This is a genomic window from Glycomyces algeriensis, assembly GCF_027622855.1.
In the GTDB taxonomy this organism is placed as follows: Bacteria; Actinomycetota; Actinomycetes; order Mycobacteriales; family Micromonosporaceae; genus Glycomyces; species Glycomyces algeriensis.
Genome location: NZ_JAPZVR010000002.1, coordinates 467,368 through 489,142, shown reverse-complemented (window position 1 = coordinate 489,142; position 21,775 = coordinate 467,368). Strand labels below are relative to the sequence as shown.

Sequence of the window (21,775 nt, the reverse complement as noted above, 5' to 3'; positions counted from 1 at the left end):
AGGGCGGCCTCGGAACTCCCTGCACGAAGGACCACTCATGTCGAACGCCACCGTCGACCTCGTCTGCGGCCCGGCCGACCCCCTGCCGGGGTCTGAGCAGAGCTACCGGCTGACCGGCCTGCTCGGCTCGGGCGGGCAGGCCGACGTGTACCAGGCCGTTCGCGTGTCCGCCGGGGTCGCCTCAGCGCCGCTGAGCGTCAAGGTCCTGCGCCTGAACCCGCACGACACCCGCGAGCACCAGTTCCGCTCCTGGGACAAGGGCGACGCGGTCCTCATGGACCTCCACGGCCGGGGCGTGGGCGCCATCTGCCGCCGCATCGACGCCTTCTACGGCCGCCTGCCGCACCCGCCCGGCCAGCCCCCGCAGGGGGAGCCGGTGCCGTTCCAGGTGCTCGAGTACCTGCCCGGCCACGACCTGCGCCAGCTACTGCAGTGGCGGCTCGGCCGCGTGGACGCGGCCCGCACCCTCAAGTCCGTCGCCGAGGTCATGCAGGCGATGCACCACCCGCCTGTGGGCGCCCACCCGGTGCTGCACATGGATCTCAAGCCCGCGAACGTGATCATCGGCCCGGACGGCTCGGCGAAGGTCATCGACTTCACCGGCGCGCGCTACTACACCCCGGCGCACCTGACCACGATCGCGTACACCCGCGAGACCGCCGGGCCCGAAGCGCACCAGGGGACCGTGGGCCCCGCCTACGACGTGCACGGGTTCGGTTCGATCGCGTTCTACCTGGTCACCGGCGCGAGCGCCCGCACGGACTCGCCCGGCCAGGAGCAGTCGGTCCCGTGGGCGCGGCTGCGCAAGCACCCGGTCCTGGAGTCGAACCCGCGCCTGCGCGAGCTGCTGACCGCGCCGCTCGACGACAACCCGGAGAACCGGCCGCGCACCGAGGAGCTGCCGCGCTGGATCTCCGAGCTGTGCGACGTCGTCTTCCGCGCGAACCTCCCCGACCTCGGCGTCGACTGGCACACCCAGCACACCGCCGGCCCGCACTCGATGCCCGTGGGCGGCTCGCCGATGGACTCCGCCGCGACCCGCCGCCTCGACCGCCCGTCCGCGCCGGCCGCCGCGGCCACCCAGGTCGCGCCCGCCGCGGACAGCACCCGTGTGATGGGCGACGGCACTCGCGTGATGGCCGACGGCACCCGCGTCATGGAAGCCGGCCTCCAGAGCCCGAGCCCGGCCAAGGACAAGCCGGTCGCCGGGCGCGTGCGCGTCCCCGGCCAGAACGAGCACCCGGACGGCTACTCGCCCGGCCGCTCCGCCGGGCCGCCCCCGGGCCGGGGCCCGCTGCCGCGCCTGAAGCTCTCCACCGACCCCGAGGAGCCGAGCGAGCGCGAGCTCGACAAGGCCGACCGGCCGCCGCTGCTCGGCCCGCCCGGTTCGCTCTCGAAGGGCTTCGAGCTCTCGGTGATCGGCGGTCTCTTCTCGCTCATCATGTGGCTGATCTGGGCGATCCAGCAGGGCATGGACACGCTGCGCAGCCAGGTCTTCAGCTACCTGTTCGTGCTGGCCGTGGCCGTGGGCGTGTTCTTCCTGATCCGCATCGCGGGCGGCATCCTGTGGGGGCGCTGGCTGCACGCCAAGCGCAAATCGGCGCGCCTGGCGCACCTGGCGACCGGGATCTTCCTGTTCATGGTCGGCATGAGCTACCTCGACCAGCTCAGCTGGAACTGGATCTCGCTCGACTTCGGATGGTTCGACTGGATCACCGACCTATTCGGAGAGTGACGGAACGGTCCCGATTTTCGGATTCCACGCCTGTTTTCGCGGTTTCCCACGAAACTTCGAGACTTTCTCCAGCGCTCCTGAAGTGATGGGAACTACGCTTTCCGGTAATCAACGCCGCGGGAATCTTGCCTGATTTTCCGACTCCCGCGGTGCAACCGAGTAGGGCGGAACGCGCGTCTAGCTAGACGACAGATCCCCCTGGAAACCGGAAAGGCATTGAGATGACCGCATTGACATCGGTCGGTGCCGCAGCTCTCACCCCTGAGCAGCGTGAAGCCTTCGATCGCGACGGCTATCTGATGATCCGCGGCGCGCTCGACGCCGACGAGATCCAGCGTTGCTCCGACGCTTTGGACCGCGTATACGAGCTCGAGCGGGAAGCGGGGCGGCTCAGCCCCGAGGGCGCGATGCACCGCCTCGACGCCGTGACCTCCTGCCCGGAGCTCGCGTTCCTCCTGAACCACCCGAAGACCTTCCACTACGTGTGGTCGATCCTGGGCTGGAACTTCCACGTGTACCACTCGCACGTGGACAAGCACCCGCCGATCTCCGGCCAGCGCCCGTTCCGCTTCGAATGGCACCAGGACGGCGGCCGCCAGAACCGCGAGACCGAGACCGACCCCCGCCCGCGCCTGTCGGTCAAGCTCGCGTACTTCTTCAGCGACCTGAACGAGGAGGGGCGCGGCAACACCAAGATCATCCCGGGCTCGCACCTGTGGAACACGATCGACGGCCCGCCGCGCCGCGACGTCGAATGGCCCGACCCCGAAGGCGCCATCGAGGTCACCGGCAACGCCGGCGACGTCATGTTCTTCGACCGCCGCATCTGGCACGCCCGCAGCGACAACTACTCGGACCTGACCCGCAAGGTCGCGTTCTTCGGGTTCACGCCGCGCTGGATCCGCGCCCGCGACCTCGTCGACCACCTGCCGAATGAACCGTGGTGGAACGACCTCGACCCGGTCCAGCAGCAGATGCTCGGCGGCCACATGGCCACCGGCGACCACGGCTGGGGCCACTGGCCGAAGGAGACTCCGCTGTACAACTGGCTGGCCGAGCGTGACCTCCTCGACCCGGACTACCCGCCGCTGCGCCCGTAAGGGCCCGCACGTGGCAGGCTGACCGCATGAGCACCAGTGACGCCGAGCTCGCGCGCGACATCTTCAACCGCTCGCACCTGACCGGGGAGTTCACCCTCCGGTCGGGTGTGGTCGCGCACGAGTACTTCGACAAGTACCTGTTCGAGTCCGACCCGGTCCTGCTGCGGCGCATCGCCGAGGCGCTGGCGCCCCTGGTGCCCGCGCACGGCGTGGACGCACTGGCGGGCCTGGAGCTCGGGGGCATCCCGATCGTGACCGCCCTGTCGCAGGTGACGGGCCTGCCGGCCCTGTTCGTCCGCAAGGCCGCCAAGACCTACGGCACGTGCCGTCTGGCCGAGGGCGGCGAGGTCGAGGGCCGGCGGCTGTTCATCGTCGAGGACGTCATCACTTCGGGCGGCGCCGTGCTCGACGCCGTGGCGGAGCTGCGGAACCGGGGCGGGATCGTCGAGCGGGGCCTGTGCGTCATCGACCGCGAGTCGGGCGGGTTGAAGAACCTGACCGATGTGGGCGTGGAGATCCAGCCGCTGTTCACGATGACCGAGTTGAAGACCGCTGGAGCGAACTGAGACAAGGAAAAGGGGGCGGACGCTACGGCGTCCGCCCCCTTTTCGCCGTGCTCAGTTGGCCCAGAGCCAGATCTCGGCGCCCTTCTCGGCGTCGGTGCCGCCGTCGATCGACTGGTCGAAGACCGTGCCGCTGAACCAGATCTGGGCGGTCTTGACGGTGAACCCGAGGCCTTCCAGCTCGTCGGTCGCCTCGCCGAGGTCCATGCCCACGACATCGGGGACCTCGATCATCTCGGGGCCGGAGCTGATCACGAGGTTCACGGGGTTCTCGGGCCCGACCGGCGAGGCCGGGCTGGGGTCCTGCTCGATGACCAGGCCCTCGGCGATGGTGTCGCTGGTGCGGCGGGTGACCTCGCCGACCGGGAGTCCTTCGGTCTCGATCGCGGCCCGGGCGTCGGCCTCGGTCAGGCCCACCACGTCAGGCACCTCGTTCGGCGGGTAGCCGTCGGAGACGTAGAGCGTCACCGGGGTGCCGGCCTTGACCTCCTCGCCTGCGGTCGGGTCGGTGCGGGTGACCTCGCCGGCCTTGGCGTCGACGCTGTACTCGTGCTCGACCTCGATCTCGGCGGAGAACGCCGCGAGCTCGCCGCGCGCTTCGTCCTCGGTCATCCCGGCGAGGTTGGGCACCTGGTACCGCTCGGGCCCTTGGGAGACGACGACGGTGATGGTGGCGCCGCGGCGGATGCGGTCGCCCACGCCCGGCTCCTGCGAGATGATGCCGCCGACGGGGACGCTCTCGCTGTAGCCGTCGACGAGGTCGACCTCGAAGCCCTCCTCCTCGGCGTACGCGGCCACGGACTCGCGGCTCTGGTCGAGCAGCGACGGGGTCGCGGTGTACCGGCCGATGCCGATCCACCATCCGGCCGCGGCGACGCCCACGAGCAGCAGTGCGATGAGGCCGAGCGTCAGCAGGGCCTTCCATGAGCGCTTGGTGCCCGGCGGGTCGACGACCATGGTGGTCTGCACGACCCGGGTGGGCCGGGGGACCTTTCCGGTGCTGCCCTTCGCGGGCCGGACGTCGACCGCCTGGAGGCGGCGCAGGAACGCCCCGGCGTCGACCGGGCGCGCGCCGGGCCGCCGCGCTGCGGCGGTGGTCACCAGCTCGGCGAGGCCGTCCGACACGTCAGGGGCCTTCAGCTGCGGGGTCGGCACGTCCTCGTCGACGTGCCTGCGCGCCACCGCGCCCGAGTCGGGGCCGTCGAACGGCACCTCGCCGGTGAGCAGCTCGTACAGGAGGATCGCGGTCGAGTAGACGTCGCTCGCAGTCGTCGCGGGCTTGCCGTTGACCAGTTCGGGCGCGACGTACGCGGCGGTGGCGACGAGCGGCCCGCCGGTGTCGCGGTCGCCGTGGACCGCTTCGGCCAGGCCGAAGTCCACCACTTTGACGCGGTCGCCCCGGCCGCCGTTCTTGAGCAGGATGTTCTCGGGCTTGATGTCGCGGTGCACGAGCCCGGCGTCGTGCGCGGCCTGGAGCCCGTCGAGGACCTGGACGCACAGTTCCACGGCCTCGTCGATGCGCAGGCGCCGCCGCCGGTTGAGCAGGTCGCGCAAGGTCGTGCCGGGCACGTACTCCATGACGACGTACGGCAGGCCCTCGTGGACGCCCTGGTCGAACACGGCCACCACGTTCGGGTGGGAGAGCCGCGCGATGGTCTTGGCCTCGTTGGCGAAGGCCTTCACGTCGAACCCGGCCACAGCCGCGTTCGTGATGATCTTCACCGCCACGGTGCGTTCGAGGCGCTCGTCCCGCGCCTCGTAGACGTCGGCCATCCCGCCGCGCGCGATGAGCCGCTCCAACCGGTAGCGCCCGTCGACCCGCGCACCGGTCAAGTCCCCTGTCGTCGTTGTCAACCCGCACCTCACTCGTTCACTGCCGGCAAGCGGGCGCCGTGTCCCTCCACCTGGTGAACAGTGTAGGAGCTCGATACGACTTCTACAGGACCTCTGCGCCGGGGAACACAGGCTTGTCGGGCGCGACGACGCCGAGCCGCTTCGTCGCCCGGGTGAGGGCCACGTAGAGGTTCCGCAGGCCCGAGGCCGCGATCGCGTCGGGGTCGACGACGATCACGCTGTCGAACTCGAGCCCCTTGGCCTGCTTCACTGTGAGCACGGACGCCTCCGCGATCCCGGCGAGCCCCGCGGCCCGCTCGGCGGTCGTCACGATCGCGACGCTGCCTTCGCCGACGGCGGACTTCTCGGCCGCGACCAATGCCTCGACGCGCGCGTCGAGGTCCTCTTGGGCGATCTCCAGCCACGGCCGGTGGCCCGATTCGCGCACCGAGCGCGGCCGGGCGGCCTCGACGTCGATCGCGTCGAGCACCCGGGCCGCGACCTCCATGATCTCGGCCGGGGTCCGGTAGGAGACCGTGAGCTGCTCGGCGCGCCATGCGAGCCCGGAGCTGCCGAACACCTCGCCCCAGCTCTTCGGGGCCGTCGGCCCCGCGGCCTGCGCGAGGTCCCCGGCGATGGTGAACGAGCGCGTCACGCAGCGCCGCAGCAGCGCCCGCCACTCCATAGGGGACAGTTCCTGGGCCTCGTCGACGATCACGTGCCCGAAGATCCAGCGCCGGTCCGCCGCCGCCCGCTCCGCCACGGAGACGAACACGTCGTCCACCTGCCGCTCGCCGAGCCAGAACTCGTCGATCACGTCGGTGGCCTGCAGGATCTCCGACTCCTCGTCCTCGAAGTCGAACGAGGCCGAACCGGCCGCGATCGTCAGCACGTCCTGCGCGTACGCGATCTGCTCGGCCGTCAGCTCGCCGGCGCGCTTCGGCGCCTCGATCTCGCCCAGGTGCTCAGCGGCCTCGTCGAGCAGCGCCACGTCGGCCTCGCTCCAGCCGCCGGGCTTGCGCAGGAGCAGCGCCCGGTCCTCCTTCTTCAGGACCGCCGCCGCCGAGGCGATGAGCTCCCGGGACGCGAACAGGTCCTCCAGCAGCTCCCGCGCCGAGAGCTGCGGCCACAGCACCTCGATCTGGCCCCGGATCACCGGGTCGGAGGCGATCTCGACCGCGAACTGCGCCCGGTCCGCCAGGCCCAGCAGGTTCTCCCCGCCGAGCGGGTCCTCGCCGATGATGTCCGCGTACTGCGTCGCCAGATCCGCGATCACCCGCTTGTGGAAGGTCTCGCGGGCCTCGTTGTGCGGCAGGCCCGTCTCGCGCGCCGCGTCCCGCGCGGCCGTGATCTTCTCGGGCCGCAGGTACAGCTCGTGGCCCTCGAAGTCGACCGGCACGGGCTCGCGCGGCACCACCTGGCGGTCGGCGACCGCGCTGGCGATGACGCCGGCCATCACGGCCCGGCCTTTGACCGCGGCGACGGCCTCGGTCTCGGGGCGGTCGGCGACGACGCCGGGGAACAACTGCGCGGGCGTGCGCAGCAGCACGTCCGACTCGGCCAGGCCCGGCAGGACCTCGGAGATGTAGCGCAGGAACTGCTTGCCGGGGCCGATGATGAGCACGCCCTGGCGCTTGAGCCGCTCGCGGTGCTCGTACAGCAGGTAGGCGGCGCGGTGGAGTGCGACGGCGGTCTTGCCGGTGCCCGGCGCGCCGTCGACGATCATGACGCCTTCGAGGGGCGCGCGGATGATCCGGTCCTGCTCGGCCTGGATCGTGGCGACGATGTCCTGCATCGCGCCGGTGCGGGCCGCGTCGAGCGCGGCCATGAGCGCGCCCTCGGAGCCGATCGTGGAACTCGACTCGCCCGCGGCGTCCAGGTCCAGGACCTCGTCGTTCACCGCGCGCAGGCGCCGGCCCTTGGTGTGGAGGTGGCGCCTGCGGCGCACCCCGGCCGGGGACGCGGCGGTCGCGAGGTAGAACCGGCGGCCGGCCTCGGAGCGCCAGTCGACGAGCAGCTGCTCGCCGCCCTCGGCGTGGATCCCGATGCGGCCCAGATACATCGGCACGTCAGAGGCGAGGTAGTCGAGCCGCCCGAAGCACAGGCCCTCCTCGACGGCGTCGAGCTGGGCGATCCGCTGACGGTACAGGTGGGTCTCGGCGTCGCGCTGCGAGCGCTCCTGGTCGTTCTCCACGTGCTTGCGCCGCGACTCGCCGAGCCGCTCGGCGGCCTCCTCGCGGAGCCGGTCGAGGCGGGCGTACAGCTCGTCGAGGCGTTGCTGCTCGAACTTGACGGCCGGAGTGATGGCAGCGGACACGGCTCTCCTCGGATGCGGAGCGGATGGGATTCAAGACGAAGGTGCGCGAATACTCCTGGGCGCTGCGGGAAATCCGGTCCCGCCAGCATCGCCGAGGCTGCGAAGTGCGCAACTGAAAAAGCTTAGCGCTCGTGAGGGGGAGTCGTCTCGTTCCGGGCGCGAACGTGACCACCCGCTCGGGCGGCGGGCCACTTGTCCTCACAACCGCAGTTCCACTATGTGAACATTGGTAACGTACGTATAACAAACATTTGACCTGCTCTACACGTCCCATTAGGGTTGGCCCGAAATGTGCCCGGAGAACAGCGTGACTGGAGAGAGCCGCAGATGGCCAAAGAGAAAGTGATCAGAGAGAACTGGGGGACCCGAGTCGGGTTCATCCTGGCCGCCATCGGTTCGGCGGTCGGACTCGGCAACATCTGGCGATTCCCCGGCGTCGCCTATGAGAACGGCGGCGGGGCGTTCATGGTGCCCTATCTGGTGGCTCTGCTGACGGCGGGCATCCCGCTGCTCATCATGGAGTTCACCATCGGCCGCAAGCACCGCGGCTCGGCTCCGGTGGCCTTCCGGCGCTTGAACAAGAACGCCGAAGTGATCGGCTGGTGGCAGGTGGCCATCTCGATCGTCATCGCCGTCTACTACGCGGCGATCATCGCATGGGCCGGCTGGTACGCGTTCTTCTCGATCGGCCAGCAGTGGGGCAGCGAGCCCGAGGCCTACCTCTTCACCGACTTCCTGCAGATGACGCCCGACCTCTACGAGTTCGGCGGCTACCAGCTCGGCCTCCTCATCGCGATGGTCGTGGTCTGGGCCTTCACCCTCTGGGTGATCGGAGCGGGCGTCAAGAAGGGCATCGAGACCACCAGCAAGGTCTTCATCCCGCTGCTCCTGGTCATGTTCGGCGTCCTGGTCGTCCAGGCCCTGACGCTCGACGGCGCCGTCGACGGCCTCAACGCCTTCTTCACCCCCGACTGGAACGCCCTGGTCGAAGAACCGAAGGTCTGGCTCAACGCCTACGGCCAGATCTTCTTCTCGCTGTCGATCGGCTTCGGCATCATGATCACCTACGCGTCCTACCTGAAGAAGAAGTCGGACATCACGACTTCGGCGCTGACGGTCGGCTTCGCGAACTCCTCGTTCGAGATCCTCGCCGGCATCGGCGTCTTCGCGGCCCTGGGCTTCATGGCCCTGCAGTCCGGGACCCCGATCGACGAGCAGGTGAGCACGGGCGTCGGCCTGGCCTTCGTGGCGTTCCCGACCATCATCAACACCCTGCCGTACGGCGCGGACCTGTTCGGCGTGCTGTTCTTCGGCTCGCTCGTGGTGGCCGGCTGGACCTCGATGGTCAGCATCGTGCAGGTGCCCGTCGCGGCCATGGAGGACCGCTTCGGCTGGGGCCGCAAGAAGGCGACGATGATCTTCGGCGGCGGCATGGCCCTCGTCTCGCTCGCGCTGATGCCCGCCGCGAACGGCCTGATGCTGCTCGACGTCTCCGACTACTTCATCAACCAGTACGGCATCGTCGTCGCCGCGCTGGTCTCCATCGTGGTGGTCGTCTGGGTGCTGTGGAAGTGGAAGGAGCTGCGCGACAACGCGAACGCCACCTCCACCTTCAAGGTCGGCCCGATCTGGTTCGTGTGCCTCGGCGTGATCACGCCGATCATGCTGGCCATCATCCTGTTCCTCAACATCCGCGACCTGCTGTCCGCCGACGCTGAGAGCTCCCTGTACGGCTACCGCACGTACCAGGCGTTCGGCTGGTCCCTGGCCGGCGGGGCGCTGGCCTTCGGCGTCATCATGGCGCTGATCCTGCGGCGCAGGGAGCTGCCCGAGCTCGAGACCGAAGAAGAAGCCGAAGCGGAAATGGGGGCGACCCGATGAGCGCCAGTGCCTTGACCATGATGATCATCGCGATCGTCATCATCGGCGGAGGACTCCTCGTCTCGGCCGTCACGCTGATGACCCATCCGGACGAGCCCGAAGACGACTGATCCTCGGATCGACAACGGCCGCACCCGGTTCGGGTGCGGCCGTTGTCGTTGTGTGCGAAAGCGGCACGCCCATACGGGTTGCGGCGATTGGCGCGCGCTTGCCCCTTGTGTGAAGCAAACTTAACTGTTAGGTTCCTTTTTAATTCGATCTATCGATCACCATCGATTCCCCGAAGGACCCTGCTGACCCATCGTCGATAGGAGACGAAGATGCGCACGAAGCGCAAAATCATCCTGTCCCTCGCCGGAGCCGCGACCCTCGCGGTCTCGGTCTCCATGGCCGCCCTGGCCTGGGGCCACGGCTACACCTCCAACCCGCCCAGCCGCTCGGCGCTCTGCGCCAGCGGCGCGGTGTCGAACTGCGGCGCCATCTCCTACGAACCCCAGAGCGTCGAAGGCCCCAAGGGCTTCCCCGCCGCCGGCCCCGCCGACGGCGCGATCTGCTCCGGCGGCCACGCCGAGTTCGCCGAACTCGACGACCCCCGCGGCGGCGACTGGCCCACCACCGCCGTGAGCGCCGGCACCCGGACGTTCACCTGGACGATGACCGCCGCGCACGCCACGGCGACCTTCGACTACTACCTCACCAACGACCGCTACGACCCCGCGAAGCCGCTCACCCGCGGCATGCTCGACCTCAAGCCCTTCGCCTCCTTCCAGATGGGCGGGGCCAGACCCGACCACACGATGCACCACACCGTGACGCTGCCCGCCCGCAGCGGCCAGCACCTGGTCCTCGGCGTCTGGAACATCGCCGACACCGTCAACGCCTTCTACTCCTGCATCGACGTCGACTTCGGCGGTGGCGGCACGGAGACCCCGACCGCCAGCCCGACCACCTCCACCCCGACCGAGCAGCCCACCGGCGGCACCGACTGCGGCGCCTGGAACGACGCGGCCGTCTACACCGCGGGCGACACCGTCACCCACAAGGGGACCATCTACCGCGCCGGCTGGTGGACCTCCGGCGAGGAGCCCGGCACCACCGGCGAATGGGGGGTCTGGAGACCGGCCGCCGCCTGCTAGACCTGCCTTCCCGGCCACGGGCCTCCCCGTCACCAGGGGCCCGTGGCACTCATCTCCCTTGACGACCCGGCCGAACCTGGCCTAACCTTGACGACGTCCTTGTTCCCGACGTTAGGCACTCACTTGAAGCTCTAGGTCGTAGACATCGCGCCATCACGTCTCTGTGCACGTGACCGGTGTGTCTTCGATCAAGAGGGTGCCCATTTCCGGGGATTTCCTTTACGCCCATTCGGCGCGATGTCTCTCATCTCGATTCCGTTCAGCATCGACCTGAGAGAGGTCTCATGACCACCTATATCAACGTCCAACAGCTCCGATTCCTATGGCCCGAAGGCGAAAAGGTCTTCGACGGGCTCGACGTCGTCTTCTCCGACGGCCGCACCGCGCTCATCGGCGACAACGGCACCGGCAAGTCGACCCTGCTCAAGCTCGTGGCAGGACTGCTCAAGCCCGAATCGGGCTCGATCACCGCCTCCGGGCTCATCGAGTACCTGCCGCAGGAGCTGCCGCTCCGCTTGGGCGACACCGTGTCCGACCTGCTCGGCATCGCCGGGAAGCGCCGCGCGCTGGCCGCCATCGAGGCCGGTGACGCGGACGAGGCCAACTTCAACGTGATCGGCGAGGACTGGGACTTCCTGGACCGCTCCCGCGTGGCCCTCGACGAACTCGGCCTCGACCACGTGGGCTTCGACCGCACCGTCGCCACCCTGTCCGGCGGCGAGTCGATGCTCGTGGGCCTGGCCGGACGCCTCGTGCGCCGACCCGACGTGCTGCTCCTCGACGAACCGTCGAACAACCTCGACGGTTCGGCGAGAAAGCGCCTGTACCAGGCGATCCGCCGCTTCAACGGCACCCTTGTGGTCGTGAGCCACGACCGGGCGCTGCTGGAGCACGTGGACGCCGTCGCCGACCTCTACAAAGGACATATCCGCGTCTTCGAGGGCAACTACAGCGCCTACGAGCAGGTCATCGAGGCCGAGCAGGAGGCCGCCGCGCGCGCCGTGCGCGACGCCAAGCAGGACCTCACCCGCCAGAAGAGGGAGCTCATCGCCGCCCGCACCCAGAACGACCGGGGCGCCTCGTCCTGGCGCCGCGAGCAGGCGCGCGGCGGCACGCCGAAAATACTGCTCAACGCCAAGAAGAACGCCGGCGAGGTCTCCTCGGCGAAGCTGCTCAACGCGAAACTCGACGACGTGGCCGAGGCCCGCGACCGCCTCGACGAGGCCGAGGAGGGCCTGCGCGACGACGGCGGGATCAGCGTCGACCTGCCCGAGACCAGCGTCTCCTCGCGCCGCGACATCGCGATCATCAAGGGGCTCAAGGTGAGCGACCTGTACGGGGAGGAGGGCCTCGGACTGCACCTCCGCGGTCCCGAGCGCGTCGCGGTCACCGGTGACAACGGCGCGGGCAAGACCACGCTGCTGCGCGCGATCGCCGACGCCGCCCGCGTCCCGCACGGCTTCCTCACCCAGCGGCTCGAACTGCTCGACGACGAGGCGAGCGTGCTCGACAACGTGCGCGCCAAAGCCCCCGAAGCCGAGGAGAAGATCCTGCGGACCCGCCTGGCCCGCTTCGGGATGCGCCGCGAATCGGTGTTCCAGCCGGTGGCGACCCTCTCGGGCGGCCAGCGCCTGCGGGCGGCCCTCGCGACCGTGCTGTCCTCGCAGCCCGCGCCGCAGCTGCTCCTGCTCGACGAGCCGACGAACAACCTCGACATGAGCTCGATCAGGCAGCTCCAGCAGGCGCTGACGGCGTTCCAGGGGGCGCTGGTGGTCGTGAGCCACGACGAGGCGTTCCTCGAGGGGCTGGGCCTGACGCGCCGGGTGGCGCTGACGCGCGGGGAGGGGATCGCGGTCGACGTCCCGGTCGCGGCGTAGCGACCGGCGTGGAATCCCGGACGGACGGCACCGGCGGACCGATACTGGGTGCGCCCGCTGACTTCGGGGGCACTGATGAAGGAGCGCCGATGCCGTCCACCCGAGCCCTGACCGCCGCGGCGGTCGTCCTCGCCGGAGCCCTCGCGGGCTGCGGCAGCGACGCCGAGGACAGTCCCGACCTCGGCGGTTCCTGGACCGCCACCCTGGAGCCGACCGCGACGTGGAACGCGGTGTACCCGCGGGGGACCGGCACCGCGAAGGTCTCGTCCTCCGACGGGACCTCCGTGGAGCTCACGGTGACCGGCCTCGGCCCGAGCGTGGAGTACACGGCGCACGTCCACGACGGCGAATGCGACGAGGACCCGCCCGGCGGCGGCCACTGGATGTCCGACCCGAACGGCGAGGACGCCGCCGGGAACATCATCGAGCTGACCTTCACGACCTCGGACACGGGCGTGGGCGACACGACCGTCTCCGCCCCGCTCATGCTCGACGACCGCGCCGAGAGCGTCGTCGTCCACGCCCCGCAGGCGCTCACCGACTCCGAGGGCCTGGACGCCGACCGCGTGCTGTGCGGCGACCTCGAAGACGGCTGAGCGGCACCGCGAGCATCGCTCGCGTGCCGAGCGGGTGTCGGACCGGGCGGGGATGATGGCATCGGGGGGCTTCGGGTGTCCGATTTGCGAGGACGCTCCCGCCTGGACCCACCCAATGCAGGCCACTGCGGCGGTTAATGCGTGGCGACCGGACCGGGCGCCCACGTATCCTTGACCATCGTCATGCCCAGTAGCCTCCCTGAATCCCGAACCAGCCTGCGCGAGCGCGTCTTCGCCCTGCGCACGGCCGATCAGCGTGCGCTGCGCCGCCGCCTGCGCGAGGCCCGCGAACTCGAGGGCCCGGCCCGCACCGAGGCCTTCGCGAGGCTCGAGGCCGACGTCGAGCGGAAAGAGGCCGCGCTGGCGGCCCGCGCCGCCGGCGTCCCGAAGATCGTCTACCCCGAAGAGCTGCCGGTGTCGCAGCGCAAGGACGACATCCTCGAGGCGATCCGCGACAACCAGGTCGTGATCATCGCCGGCGAGACCGGCTCGGGCAAGACCACGCAGATCCCGAAGATCTGCCTCGAACTCGGTCGCGGCGTGCGCGGCATGATCGGGCACACGCAGCCGCGGCGGATCGCCGCCCGCGCGGTGGCCGAGCGCATCGCCGACGAGGTCGGGTCGCCGCTCGGCGAGGCCGTGGGCTGGAAGGTCCGCTTCACCGACCAGGTGTCGGACAAGAGCTACGTGAAGCTGATGACGGACGGCATCCTGCTCACCGAGATCCAGCACGACCGGCTCCTGAGCGCCTACGACACGATCATCATCGACGAGGCGCACGAGCGCAGCCTCAACATCGATTTCATCCTCGGATGCCTGCGCCAGATCCTCCCCAAGCGCCCCGACCTCAAGGTCATCGTCACCTCCGCGACCATCGACCCCGAGCGGTTCTCCAACCACTTCGCAGGGGAGCAGGGCCCGGCCCCGATCCTCGAGGTCTCCGGCCGCACCTACCCCGTCGAGGTCCGCTACCGGCCGCTGCGCGACGAGGACGGCGAGGAGCAGCGCGACCAGATCGACGGCATCCTCGACGCCGTGAACGAGCTCGGCCGCGTCGGCGACGGCGACGTCCTCGTTTTCCTCTCCGGCGAGCAGGAGATCCGCGACACCGCGGACGCGCTCGAGAAGGCCAAGCTCCGCCACACCGAGGTCGTCCCGCTCTATGCGCGCCTCTCCGCGCAGGAGCAGCACCGGGTCTTCTCCTCCCACACCGGCCGGCGGATCATCCTCTCCACCAACGTCGCCGAGACCTCCCTGACGGTGCCCGGCATCCGGTACGTGGTCGACGCCGGGTACGCCCGCATCTCCCGCTACTCGGCCCGCACCAAGGTGCAGCGCCTCCCCATCGAGGCGATCAGCCAGGCCAGCGCCAACCAGCGCGCGGGCCGCTGCGGCCGCGTCGCCGAGGGCGTCTGCATCCGCCTCTACTCCGAGGACGACTTCAACGCCCGACCCGAGTTCACGGACGCGGAGATCCTGCGGACCAACCTCGCCAGCGTCATCCTGCAGATGACCGCCGCGAAGCTCGGCCGGGTCGAGACGTTCCCGTTCGTCGACGCCCCCGATTCGCGGAACATCAAGGACGGCATGGACCTCCTGGTGGAGCTCGGCGCGCTCGAGGACGTGCGGGCGGGGGAGCGGCGCCTCACGAAGGCCGGGCGCGACATCGCGCGCCTGCCGATCGACCCGCGCCTGGCCCGGATGATCCTCCAAGCCCGCGAGGAGGGCTGCGTCCACGCCGTCGCGGTCATCACCGCCGCGATGTCCATCCAGGACCCGAAGGAGCGCCCGGCGGACAAGCGCGCCCAGGCCGACCAGTCGCACGCGCGCTTCAACGACCCCGACTCCGACTTCTCCGCCTACCTCAACCTGTGGCGGTACCTCGAGGACGAGCGCAAGACCCGCTCCTCCAGCTCGTTCCGGCGCATGTGCAAGCAGGAGTACCTGCACTACCTGCGCATCCGCGAGTGGCAGGACCTGGTGCGCCAGATCCTCGGCGTCCTCAAGAGCCTCAAGATCGAGATCGAGGCCCCCGGCACCACCCCCGACCCGAAGCGGGTCCACACCGCGCTCCTCGCCGGGCTCCTCTCCCACATCGGCGTCAAAGAGGCCGACACCCGCGAGTACCTCGGCGGCCGCAACGCCAAGTTCGCGATCTTCCCCGGCTCCGGCCTCGCCAAGAAGCAGCCGCGCTGGGTCGTCGCCGGCGAGCTCGTGGAGACCAGCCGCCTCTGGGGCCGCGTCTGCGCGAAGATCGAACCCGAGTGGGTCGAGCCGCTCGCCGAGCACCTCAGCAAACGCACCTACTCCGAACCGCACTGGTCGAAGAAGGCCGGGGCGGTCCTCGCGTTCGAGCGCGTGACCCTCTACGGCGTCCCGATCGTCGCCCGCCGCAAGGTCAACTTCGGCCGCATCGACGTCGAGACCAGCCGCGAGCTGTTCATCCGCCACGCGCTCGTCCAGGCCGAGTGGGACACCCACCACCAGTTCCTCGCCCGCAACCTCGCCAAGATCAGCGAGGTCGAAGACCTCGAGAACCGGGTGCGCCAGCGCGGCCTCCTCGCCGACGAGCAGACCCTCTTCGACTTCTACGACGAGCGGCTCCCTGCGGACATCGTCTCCGGCCGCCACTTCGACTCCTGGTGGAAGAAGGAGAAGGACAAGACCCTCCTCGACTTCGACGAGCAGCTCCTCCTGGGCGACCGCGGCGAGCGCGTCGCCGCCGACGCCTACCCCGAGGTCTGGACCTCCGAGGGCGCCGACCTCGAGCTCGACTACGAGTTCGAGCCCGGTTCCGCCCGTGACGGCGTCACCGTGGCCGTCCCGCTCCCGGCCCTCCAGCAGCTCGACCAGGACGCCTTCACCTGGCAGGTCCCGGGCCTGCGCGCCGAGTTCGCCGAAGCGCTCATCAAGAGCCTCCCGAAGTCCCTGCGCCGCAGCTTCGTCCCGGCACCCGACTTCGCGAAGGCCGCCGTCGCGCGCATGGCCCCGGCGCCCGGCCGGCCGATGATGGCCGCGCTCGCCGACACCTTGAAGTCGATGACCCAGGTGCACGTGCCCGAGGACGCCTTCGACCTCGCGAAGGTCCCCGGGCACCTCCTCGTCACCTTCCAGGTCAAGGACGAGGAGGGCAAGGTCCTCGCCGAGGGCAAGGAGCTCGGCGCCCTGCAGCGCCAGCTCGCCCCCAAGACCCAGGAGGCCGCGTCCGAGGCGTTCGAGCTCGAACGCACGGGCCTCAAGACCTGGGACCTCGAGGCGCTGCCGAAGATCCACGAGACCCCGCGCAAGGGCTACACCGCGAAGGCGTACCCGGCGCTGGTGGACGAGGGCGGCTCGGTCGGCGTCAAGGCCTTCCCCGACCCCGCCTCCCAGGCCGCGAACATGTGGGCGGGCACGCGCCGGCTCCTGCGCCTGAACACGCCGGACCCGCGCCTGAAGGAAGCCCTGACCCGCAACGAGCAGCTCGCACTGGCCACCGGCCCTTACGCGAACGTGGACGCGCTGCTGGCCGACTGCGTGCGCACGGTGCTCGACAAGGTCCTCATCGAAGGCGGCGGCCCCGCCTGGGACCGCGAGGGCTTCGAGGCGCTGCTCAAGCGCGCGCGGCCGGAGGTCGCGGGCGAGTCGCCCGCAGTGGCCCGCAAGGCCGCCGCGGTGCTGACCGAGGCGCGCGAGGCGTCCCGCCTCCTTGAGGGCAAGTTCGACCTCCGCGTGCTGCCCGCGTTGAGCGACATGCGCCGCCAGCTCGAATCGCTCGTCGGCGCGGACGGCTTCGTGGGCTCGACCGGCTGGTGGCGCCTGGACGACCTGCTGCGGTACGTGAAGGCGATCAGCTTCCGCGCCAAGCGCGCGGTCGCCGACGTCGCGGGGGACCAGGGCAAGATGAACGTGATCCAGTCCCTGGAGGCCGAACGGGACTCGCTCGCGCGCACCCGGCCCGCCGCGCTCCGCTCCGGCGAGGGCCGCGAGGTCCGCTGGATGCTCGAAGAGCTGCGCGTGAGCTTCTTCGCGCAGCAGCTCGGCACCCGCTACCAGGTGAGCGAGAAGCGCATCCGGAAGCTCCTCCAGACGCTCTAAGCCCTAATCGCACCCCGGATGTCACACCCCGGGTGCATGATCGAGTTCCGGTGTGCGCCGCGCACGGTACGGCGAAACGCCACCGCAAAGGTGATGTCAAGCACGCATCAATATGACATCATGATCTCGGGTGCACGCTGCCCGGAAACCAGAACTCGAACCCTTCCACGACACCACTCCAAAGGAGGACGAAGTGTCGCAAGACAACGCCATCGAAACCGAGGGCCTGACCAAGCACTTCGGCGACCTCGTCGCCCTCGACCACGTCGACCTCACGGCCCGGGCCGGGACCGTGCTCGGCGTCCTCGGACCCAACGGCGCGGGCAAGACCACCATGGTCCGCATGCTCGCCACCCTCTCCCAGCCCACGGCCGGGACCGCCCGCGTCGGCGGCTACGACATCGTCAAGGACGGCGCCAAAGTGCGCACGTTCATCGGCCTCACCGGCCAGTTCGCCGGCGTCGACGAACTGCTCACCGGCGAGGAGAACCTGCGGTTCATCGGCCGCCTCCTCGGCATGCCCACCCGGGACGCCAAGGCCCGCGCCCGCGAACTGCTCGCCCAGTTCAACCTCTCCGACGCCGCCGAGAAGCCCGCCAAGGCCTACTCCGGCGGCATGCGCCGCCGCCTCGACCTGGCCGCCAGCCTCGTCGGCCGCCCCCGCATCCTCTTCCTCGACGAGCCCACCACCGGGCTCGACCCCCGGGCCCGCGGCGAGCTCTGGGGACTCGTGCGCGGCCTCGTCGCCGACGGCACCACCGTCCTGCTCACCACGCAGTACCTCGAAGAGGCCGACCAGCTCGCCCACGAGATCGCCGTCATCGACCACGGCAAGGTCATCGCCACCGGCACGCCGACCCAGCTCAAGGCCAAGATCGGCGGCCAGAGCCTCCGCATCCAGCCGGAAGACCACGCCCAGCTCGACACCGTGCGCGAACTCGTCGCCGCGCGCTACCCCGAGCTCGAACCCGCGGTCGAAGCCGGAGCGATCACCGTCGGCGTCAACGACGACGGCATCATGCCGGCCCTCGCCGCCGACCTCCGCGACCGCGGCATCGCGCTCACCGAGTTCCACCTCGGACTCTCCAGCCTCGACGAGGTCTTCCTGACCCTCACCGGACGCCGCACCGAGACCGAAGACCCCGAAGCCGAAAGCGCCGCCCAGACCGACCAGGAGCCCGCGAAATGACCGCCGCCACAATCGAAGCCCCGGTCGTCCACCGCCCCGGGCTCGGCGCCACCGTCAGCCAGACCCTCTCCATGGCCTGGCGGCAGATGGTCCGCATCAAGCACAACCCGTTCGAACTCGTCGACCTCAGCCTCAGCCCGATCATGTTCCTGCTGCTGTTCGTCTACGTCTTCGGCGGCCAGATGGCCGGATCCACTTCGGACTACCTCCAGTACGTCCTCGGCGGCCTCATCGCCCAGAACGCCATCTTCCTCACCATGTACACCGGCACCGGCATCAACGCCGACCTCCGCAAGGGCGTGTACGACCGCTTCCGCTCCCTGCCCATCGCCCGCTCCGCGCCCCTGGCGGGGAAGATCTTCGCAGACATGTTCAAGCAGGTCTGGTCCATCGTGGTCATGCTCGGCCTGGGCCTGCTCATGGGATTCGAGCTCCGCTCAGTCGCGGGCGCGTTCCTCGCGACCCTGGTCCTCGTGGTCTTCGCGCTGGCGATCTCGTGGATCTCGGTGCTGATGGGCGTGGTCGCGGACTCGGAGGAGAAGGTCCAGATCTACGCCTTCGTGATCATCATGCCGCTGACCTTCACTTCCAGTGCCTTCGTCGACATCAACACGATGCCCGGCTTCATGCAGGCCTGGGCGAAGGTCAACCCGGTGACCCACCTCGCGGACGCCATGCGTGGCCTCCTCTCGTTCGGCCCCATCACGGAGCCGCTGATGTGGACCTTCGTCTGGGCCGTGGCGATCTTCGCCGTCACCGCGCCCCTGGCGATGCGCGCCTACAAGCGCAAGATGGTCTGACCGGGACGACGAACGGGCCGGCCGATCCCCGCTGGATCGGCCGGCCCGCGTCGGCTCAGGAGTGGACGAGGGTCTTCGGCGCCGGTGCGACGGCGACGGCGGGGGGCTTCGGCCGGGCGTGCAGCTGGGCGGCCACTGTCGCCGCCAGGGCCACTGCGAAGCCGGCGGTCTGCAGGGGCGTGAAGGTCTCGCCCAGGGCGATCCATCCGACCGTGGCGGCGGTGAGCGGGGAGAGCAGGCCCAGGAAGCTCAAGGGCACCACCGAGAGCCGGCCGATGCCGCGGAACCAGAGCCAGTAGCCGAGCGCGGTGTTCACGAGCCCGAGGTAGAGGTAGCCGAGGAGGTTCGTGCCGGTGAGGACCGGGACGGCGCCTTCGACCGCGAACGCCAGGGGGATGAGCAGCAGGCCGCCCGCGGTCAGCTGCCAGCCCGCGAGGGCGGCGGGGCCGGCCTCCTTCGGGATGCCCCAGCGCTTGGTCAGGACCACCGCGACCGCCATCGAGACCGCGCCGCCGATGCCGGCCGCGGCGCCGAGGGTGTCGAGCTCCGCTTCCGCTGAGAGCACCACCATCGCCACGCCCGCCACGCCGGTGAGGCCCAGCAGCCAGGTGCGCAGGCGGACCTTCTGGTGGAGGATCAGGAGCGTCGCCCCGGCCGTGGCCAGCGGGCCGACGGCCGCCGCCACCGCCGCGACGCCGCCGGGGAGCCGGTAGGTCGCGATGAAGAGCAGGGCGAAGAACGCGGCGATGTTCAGCGTGCCGATCACGGCGGACCGCCACCACCATGAGCCTCTGGGGAGCCTTCGTGACAGGACGATGAGGAGGAGCCCCGCGGGGAGGGCCCGCAGCATGGCGGTGAGGAACGGCCGGTCGGCCGGGAGGAACTCGGTGGTCACCACGTAGGTGGTGCCCCACATGACGGGGGCGAGGGCCGTGAGGAGGAGGTCCTTGGTGCTGCGGTTCATGATGGCTCCTGAGGGTAACTTGATAAGAAGTAGCTTACTCACAAGCTACTTGATGTCAAGATACTTATGGTTGAGTTAGATCATCCTGAGGTACTTCAGCGACCGGAAGGCAGGTGGGCCAGAATGACCCCCATGACCGAAGACGCCGTGGAGCAGGACGCCGTAGACCGGATCGTCGCCCAGTGGCACCGTGAGCTGCCCGATCTCGAACTCGAATCCATGGCCCTCTACGGGCGCATCCACCGCATCTCGCAGAAGCTCGGCTCCCGCCTCCACGAGCTCCGGTCCCGGCAGGGCCTGGGGCGCAACGAGTTCGACGTGCTCGCCTCGATCCGCCGATCGGGGGAGCCGTTCACGCTGTCGCCCAAGGAGATCGGCGCGACCCTGATGCTCAGCTCGGGCGGGCTCACCGGGCGCCTCGACAAGCTCGAGGCCGCCGGGTTCATCGAGCGCCTCCCCGATCCGGCCGACCGGCGCGGCCTCAAGGTCCGCATGACCGAACGCGGTGGCGAGGTCATCGAAGAGGCCGTGCGTACCGGCGTCGACCTGCAGCTCGAGACGCTCGCCGTGCTCACCGACGAGGAGCGGACGCAGCTCGGCGCACTGCTGCGCAAGCTGCACCTCGGCTTCGAGGACCAGCCCTTCGGCGACTAGGCGGCCTTCGGATCAGCGCTGCGTCAGGTCCACGCTGTAGTCGAAGACGTCGTACACGATCACCGGTGGCGGCGGCGTCTGCGGCTGCGCCGCCGGCACTGCGGGCTCCGGCGGCGGGGGAGGGGTGAGGGCCTTGCACCGGTCGAGCGCCGCGCGCATCGGCGCCTCGCCGAACGGGCTGTGCGCCAGCGCCTCCTCTTCGGTAAGGAACCCCTGCGCCACCTCGCCGCACATCCGCGCCACCTCGGCCAGGTCCCGCGCCTGCGCGCGCGCCCACCAGTAGTCCGCCGGGTCGCCGTGGCCCGGCACCACCACCGAGGGCTTCCAGCTCAGCAGGTACTCGACCGCCTGCGGCCACTCGTACGGGAACGCGCCGTCGTACGAGGGCGGCGCGCCGTTCTCCAGCAGGTCCCCGGCGAACAGGACGCCCGCGTCGGGCACCTCGATCACCATGTCGGTGTCGCTGTGCGCCAAGCCGACCTGGCGCAGCACCACCGTGCGCCCGCCCAGATTCAGCCCGATCGCGCCGCTCACCCGGCAGTTCGGCGGCACGAGCTTCGTGCGGGCGATGCGGCGCGCCTCCTCCTCCCGGCCCTCGCGGCGGTAGGACGCGGCCCTGATCTTGCGCGCCTCGTCGCCCACGCGCAGGTAGTGGGCGCCGTCCCCGACCGCCCAGATCGCGGACTCGCCGAACGCCGAGGTCCCGAACCAGTGGTCGAAGTGGTCGTGCGTGTACGCCACCTGCCAGGGCAGGTCGGTCTTCTCGCGGATCGCCGTCGCGTACGCGAACCCCGCCTCGGCGTTGATGCCGGTGTCGATCACCAGGCAGCAGTCGTCACCGATCACCAGTCCCAGGGTCTGGTCCAGTTCCTCCAGCCGCCGCACCCACACGCGCGGAGCCACATCGATCCACCGATCACTCATGCGCGCAATGATATGCGGTCGAAGCGCGAACACATCGAAGGTCATCACAGCGTTCTGGTGGGAGCGAGACCCGTCGCTTTGCGCGGGGGCCGCCGGGAAGCGGGTTACCCGCAGGTTCTACGTTCGTTC

16 protein-coding genes and 1 pseudogene are annotated in these 21,775 nt (G+C 70.0%); 13 read left to right on the top strand and 4 right to left on the bottom strand.

All coding sequences use genetic code 11. The annotated features are described in order from the left end of the window. Positions 1-37: 37 nt before the first annotated feature. The 3 genes from O2L52_RS05480 (at position 38) to pyrE (ending at position 3,401) form a co-directional block, all read left to right on the top strand. Entirely contained in the window at positions 38-1,735 is a 1,698-nt protein-coding gene (locus O2L52_RS05480) for a protein kinase domain-containing protein (protein ID WP_270114325.1), read from the top strand. Between the two features lie 221 nt (positions 1,736-1,956). Continuing rightward, positions 1,957-2,835, top strand: a complete 879-nt coding sequence (locus O2L52_RS05475) for a phytanoyl-CoA dioxygenase family protein (protein WP_270114324.1) — start codon at positions 1,957-1,959, stop codon at positions 2,833-2,835. Between the two features lie 26 nt (positions 2,836-2,861). Then, positions 2,862-3,401: an orotate phosphoribosyltransferase gene (pyrE, locus tag O2L52_RS05470; protein ID WP_270114323.1), complete on the top strand. Its 540-nt coding sequence runs from the start codon at positions 2,862-2,864 to the stop codon at positions 3,399-3,401. A gap of 51 nt (positions 3,402-3,452) precedes the next feature. Here pyrE and O2L52_RS05465 read toward each other — a convergent pair whose 3' ends face one another. Next, positions 3,453-5,252, bottom strand: coding sequence for a Stk1 family PASTA domain-containing Ser/Thr kinase (locus O2L52_RS05465; protein ID WP_270114322.1), 1,800 nt, complete (start codon positions 5,250-5,252; stop codon positions 3,453-3,455). An 82-nt stretch (positions 5,253-5,334) separates the two neighbouring features. After that, a complete protein-coding gene (locus O2L52_RS05460) occupies positions 5,335-7,548 on the bottom strand; it encodes a HelD family protein (RefSeq protein ID WP_270114321.1) in 2,214 nt (737 codons plus the stop codon). A 327-nt stretch (positions 7,549-7,875) separates the two neighbouring features. On the opposite strand from O2L52_RS05460, the gene O2L52_RS05455 reads away from it, so the two are divergent. The 9 genes and pseudogenes from O2L52_RS05455 (at position 7,876) to O2L52_RS05420 (ending at position 19,104) form a co-directional block, all read left to right on the top strand. Further along, the gene (locus O2L52_RS05455; protein WP_270114320.1) at positions 7,876-9,429 is read left to right on the top strand and encodes a sodium-dependent transporter; all 1,554 of its coding nucleotides are present in this window, start codon (positions 7,876-7,878) and stop codon (positions 9,427-9,429) included. Further along, entirely contained in the window at positions 9,426-9,539 is a 114-nt protein-coding gene (locus tag O2L52_RS05450; RefSeq protein WP_270114319.1) for a methionine/alanine import family NSS transporter small subunit, read from the top strand. The genes O2L52_RS05455 and O2L52_RS05450 overlap by 4 nt, the downstream gene beginning before the upstream one ends. Before the next feature lie 210 nt (positions 9,540-9,749). After that, a pseudogene (locus O2L52_RS05445) lies at positions 9,750-10,337 on the top strand (lytic polysaccharide monooxygenase auxiliary activity family 9 protein); the annotation flags it as partial. After that, on the top strand, positions 10,323-10,565 hold the full coding sequence (locus O2L52_RS25415; protein ID WP_344472614.1) for a carbohydrate-binding protein: 243 nt from the start codon (positions 10,323-10,325) through the stop codon (positions 10,563-10,565). The pseudogene O2L52_RS05445 and the gene O2L52_RS25415, both read left to right, overlap by 15 nt. A 284-nt stretch (positions 10,566-10,849) precedes the next feature. Further along, positions 10,850-12,442, top strand: coding sequence for an ABC-F family ATP-binding cassette domain-containing protein (locus O2L52_RS05440; protein ID WP_270114317.1), 1,593 nt, complete (start codon positions 10,850-10,852; stop codon positions 12,440-12,442). An 89-nt stretch (positions 12,443-12,531) separates the two neighbouring features. Beyond that, positions 12,532-13,038: a hypothetical protein gene (locus O2L52_RS05435; protein WP_270114316.1), complete on the top strand. Its 507-nt coding sequence runs from the start codon at positions 12,532-12,534 to the stop codon at positions 13,036-13,038. 183 nt (positions 13,039-13,221) lie between these two features. Beyond that, positions 13,222-17,115 carry an ATP-dependent RNA helicase HrpA gene (gene hrpA, locus O2L52_RS05430; RefSeq protein WP_270114315.1) on the top strand — a complete coding sequence of 1,298 codons (3,894 nt, stop codon included), beginning with the start codon at positions 13,222-13,224 and terminating at the stop codon, positions 17,113-17,115. Between the two features lie 193 nt (positions 17,116-17,308). After that, entirely contained in the window at positions 17,309-18,304 is a 996-nt protein-coding gene (locus O2L52_RS05425; RefSeq protein ID WP_270114314.1) for an ATP-binding cassette domain-containing protein, read from the top strand. Then, positions 18,301-19,104 (top strand): ABC transporter permease, encoded by an 804-nt coding sequence (locus O2L52_RS05420; RefSeq protein ID WP_270114313.1) that lies wholly within the window; start codon positions 18,301-18,303, stop codon positions 19,102-19,104. Before O2L52_RS05425 ends, O2L52_RS05420 begins: the two co-directional genes overlap by 4 nt. Positions 19,105-19,159: 55 nt before the next feature. On the opposite strand, the gene O2L52_RS05415 is transcribed toward O2L52_RS05420, so the two are convergent. Beyond that, a complete protein-coding gene (locus O2L52_RS05415; protein WP_270114312.1) occupies positions 19,160-20,068 on the bottom strand; it encodes an EamA family transporter in 909 nt (302 codons plus the stop codon). Between the two features lie 132 nt (positions 20,069-20,200). Between O2L52_RS05415 and O2L52_RS05410 the strand changes: the two genes are divergently transcribed. Further along, positions 20,201-20,722 carry a MarR family winged helix-turn-helix transcriptional regulator gene (locus O2L52_RS05410; protein WP_270114311.1) on the top strand — a complete coding sequence of 174 codons (522 nt, stop codon included), beginning with the start codon at positions 20,201-20,203 and terminating at the stop codon, positions 20,720-20,722. A gap of 12 nt (positions 20,723-20,734) precedes the next feature. Here O2L52_RS05410 and O2L52_RS05405 read toward each other — a convergent pair whose 3' ends face one another. Then, on the bottom strand, positions 20,735-21,646 hold the full coding sequence (locus tag O2L52_RS05405; protein ID WP_270114310.1) for an MBL fold metallo-hydrolase: 912 nt from the start codon (positions 21,644-21,646) through the stop codon (positions 20,735-20,737). Positions 21,647-21,775: the final 129 nt, after the last annotated feature.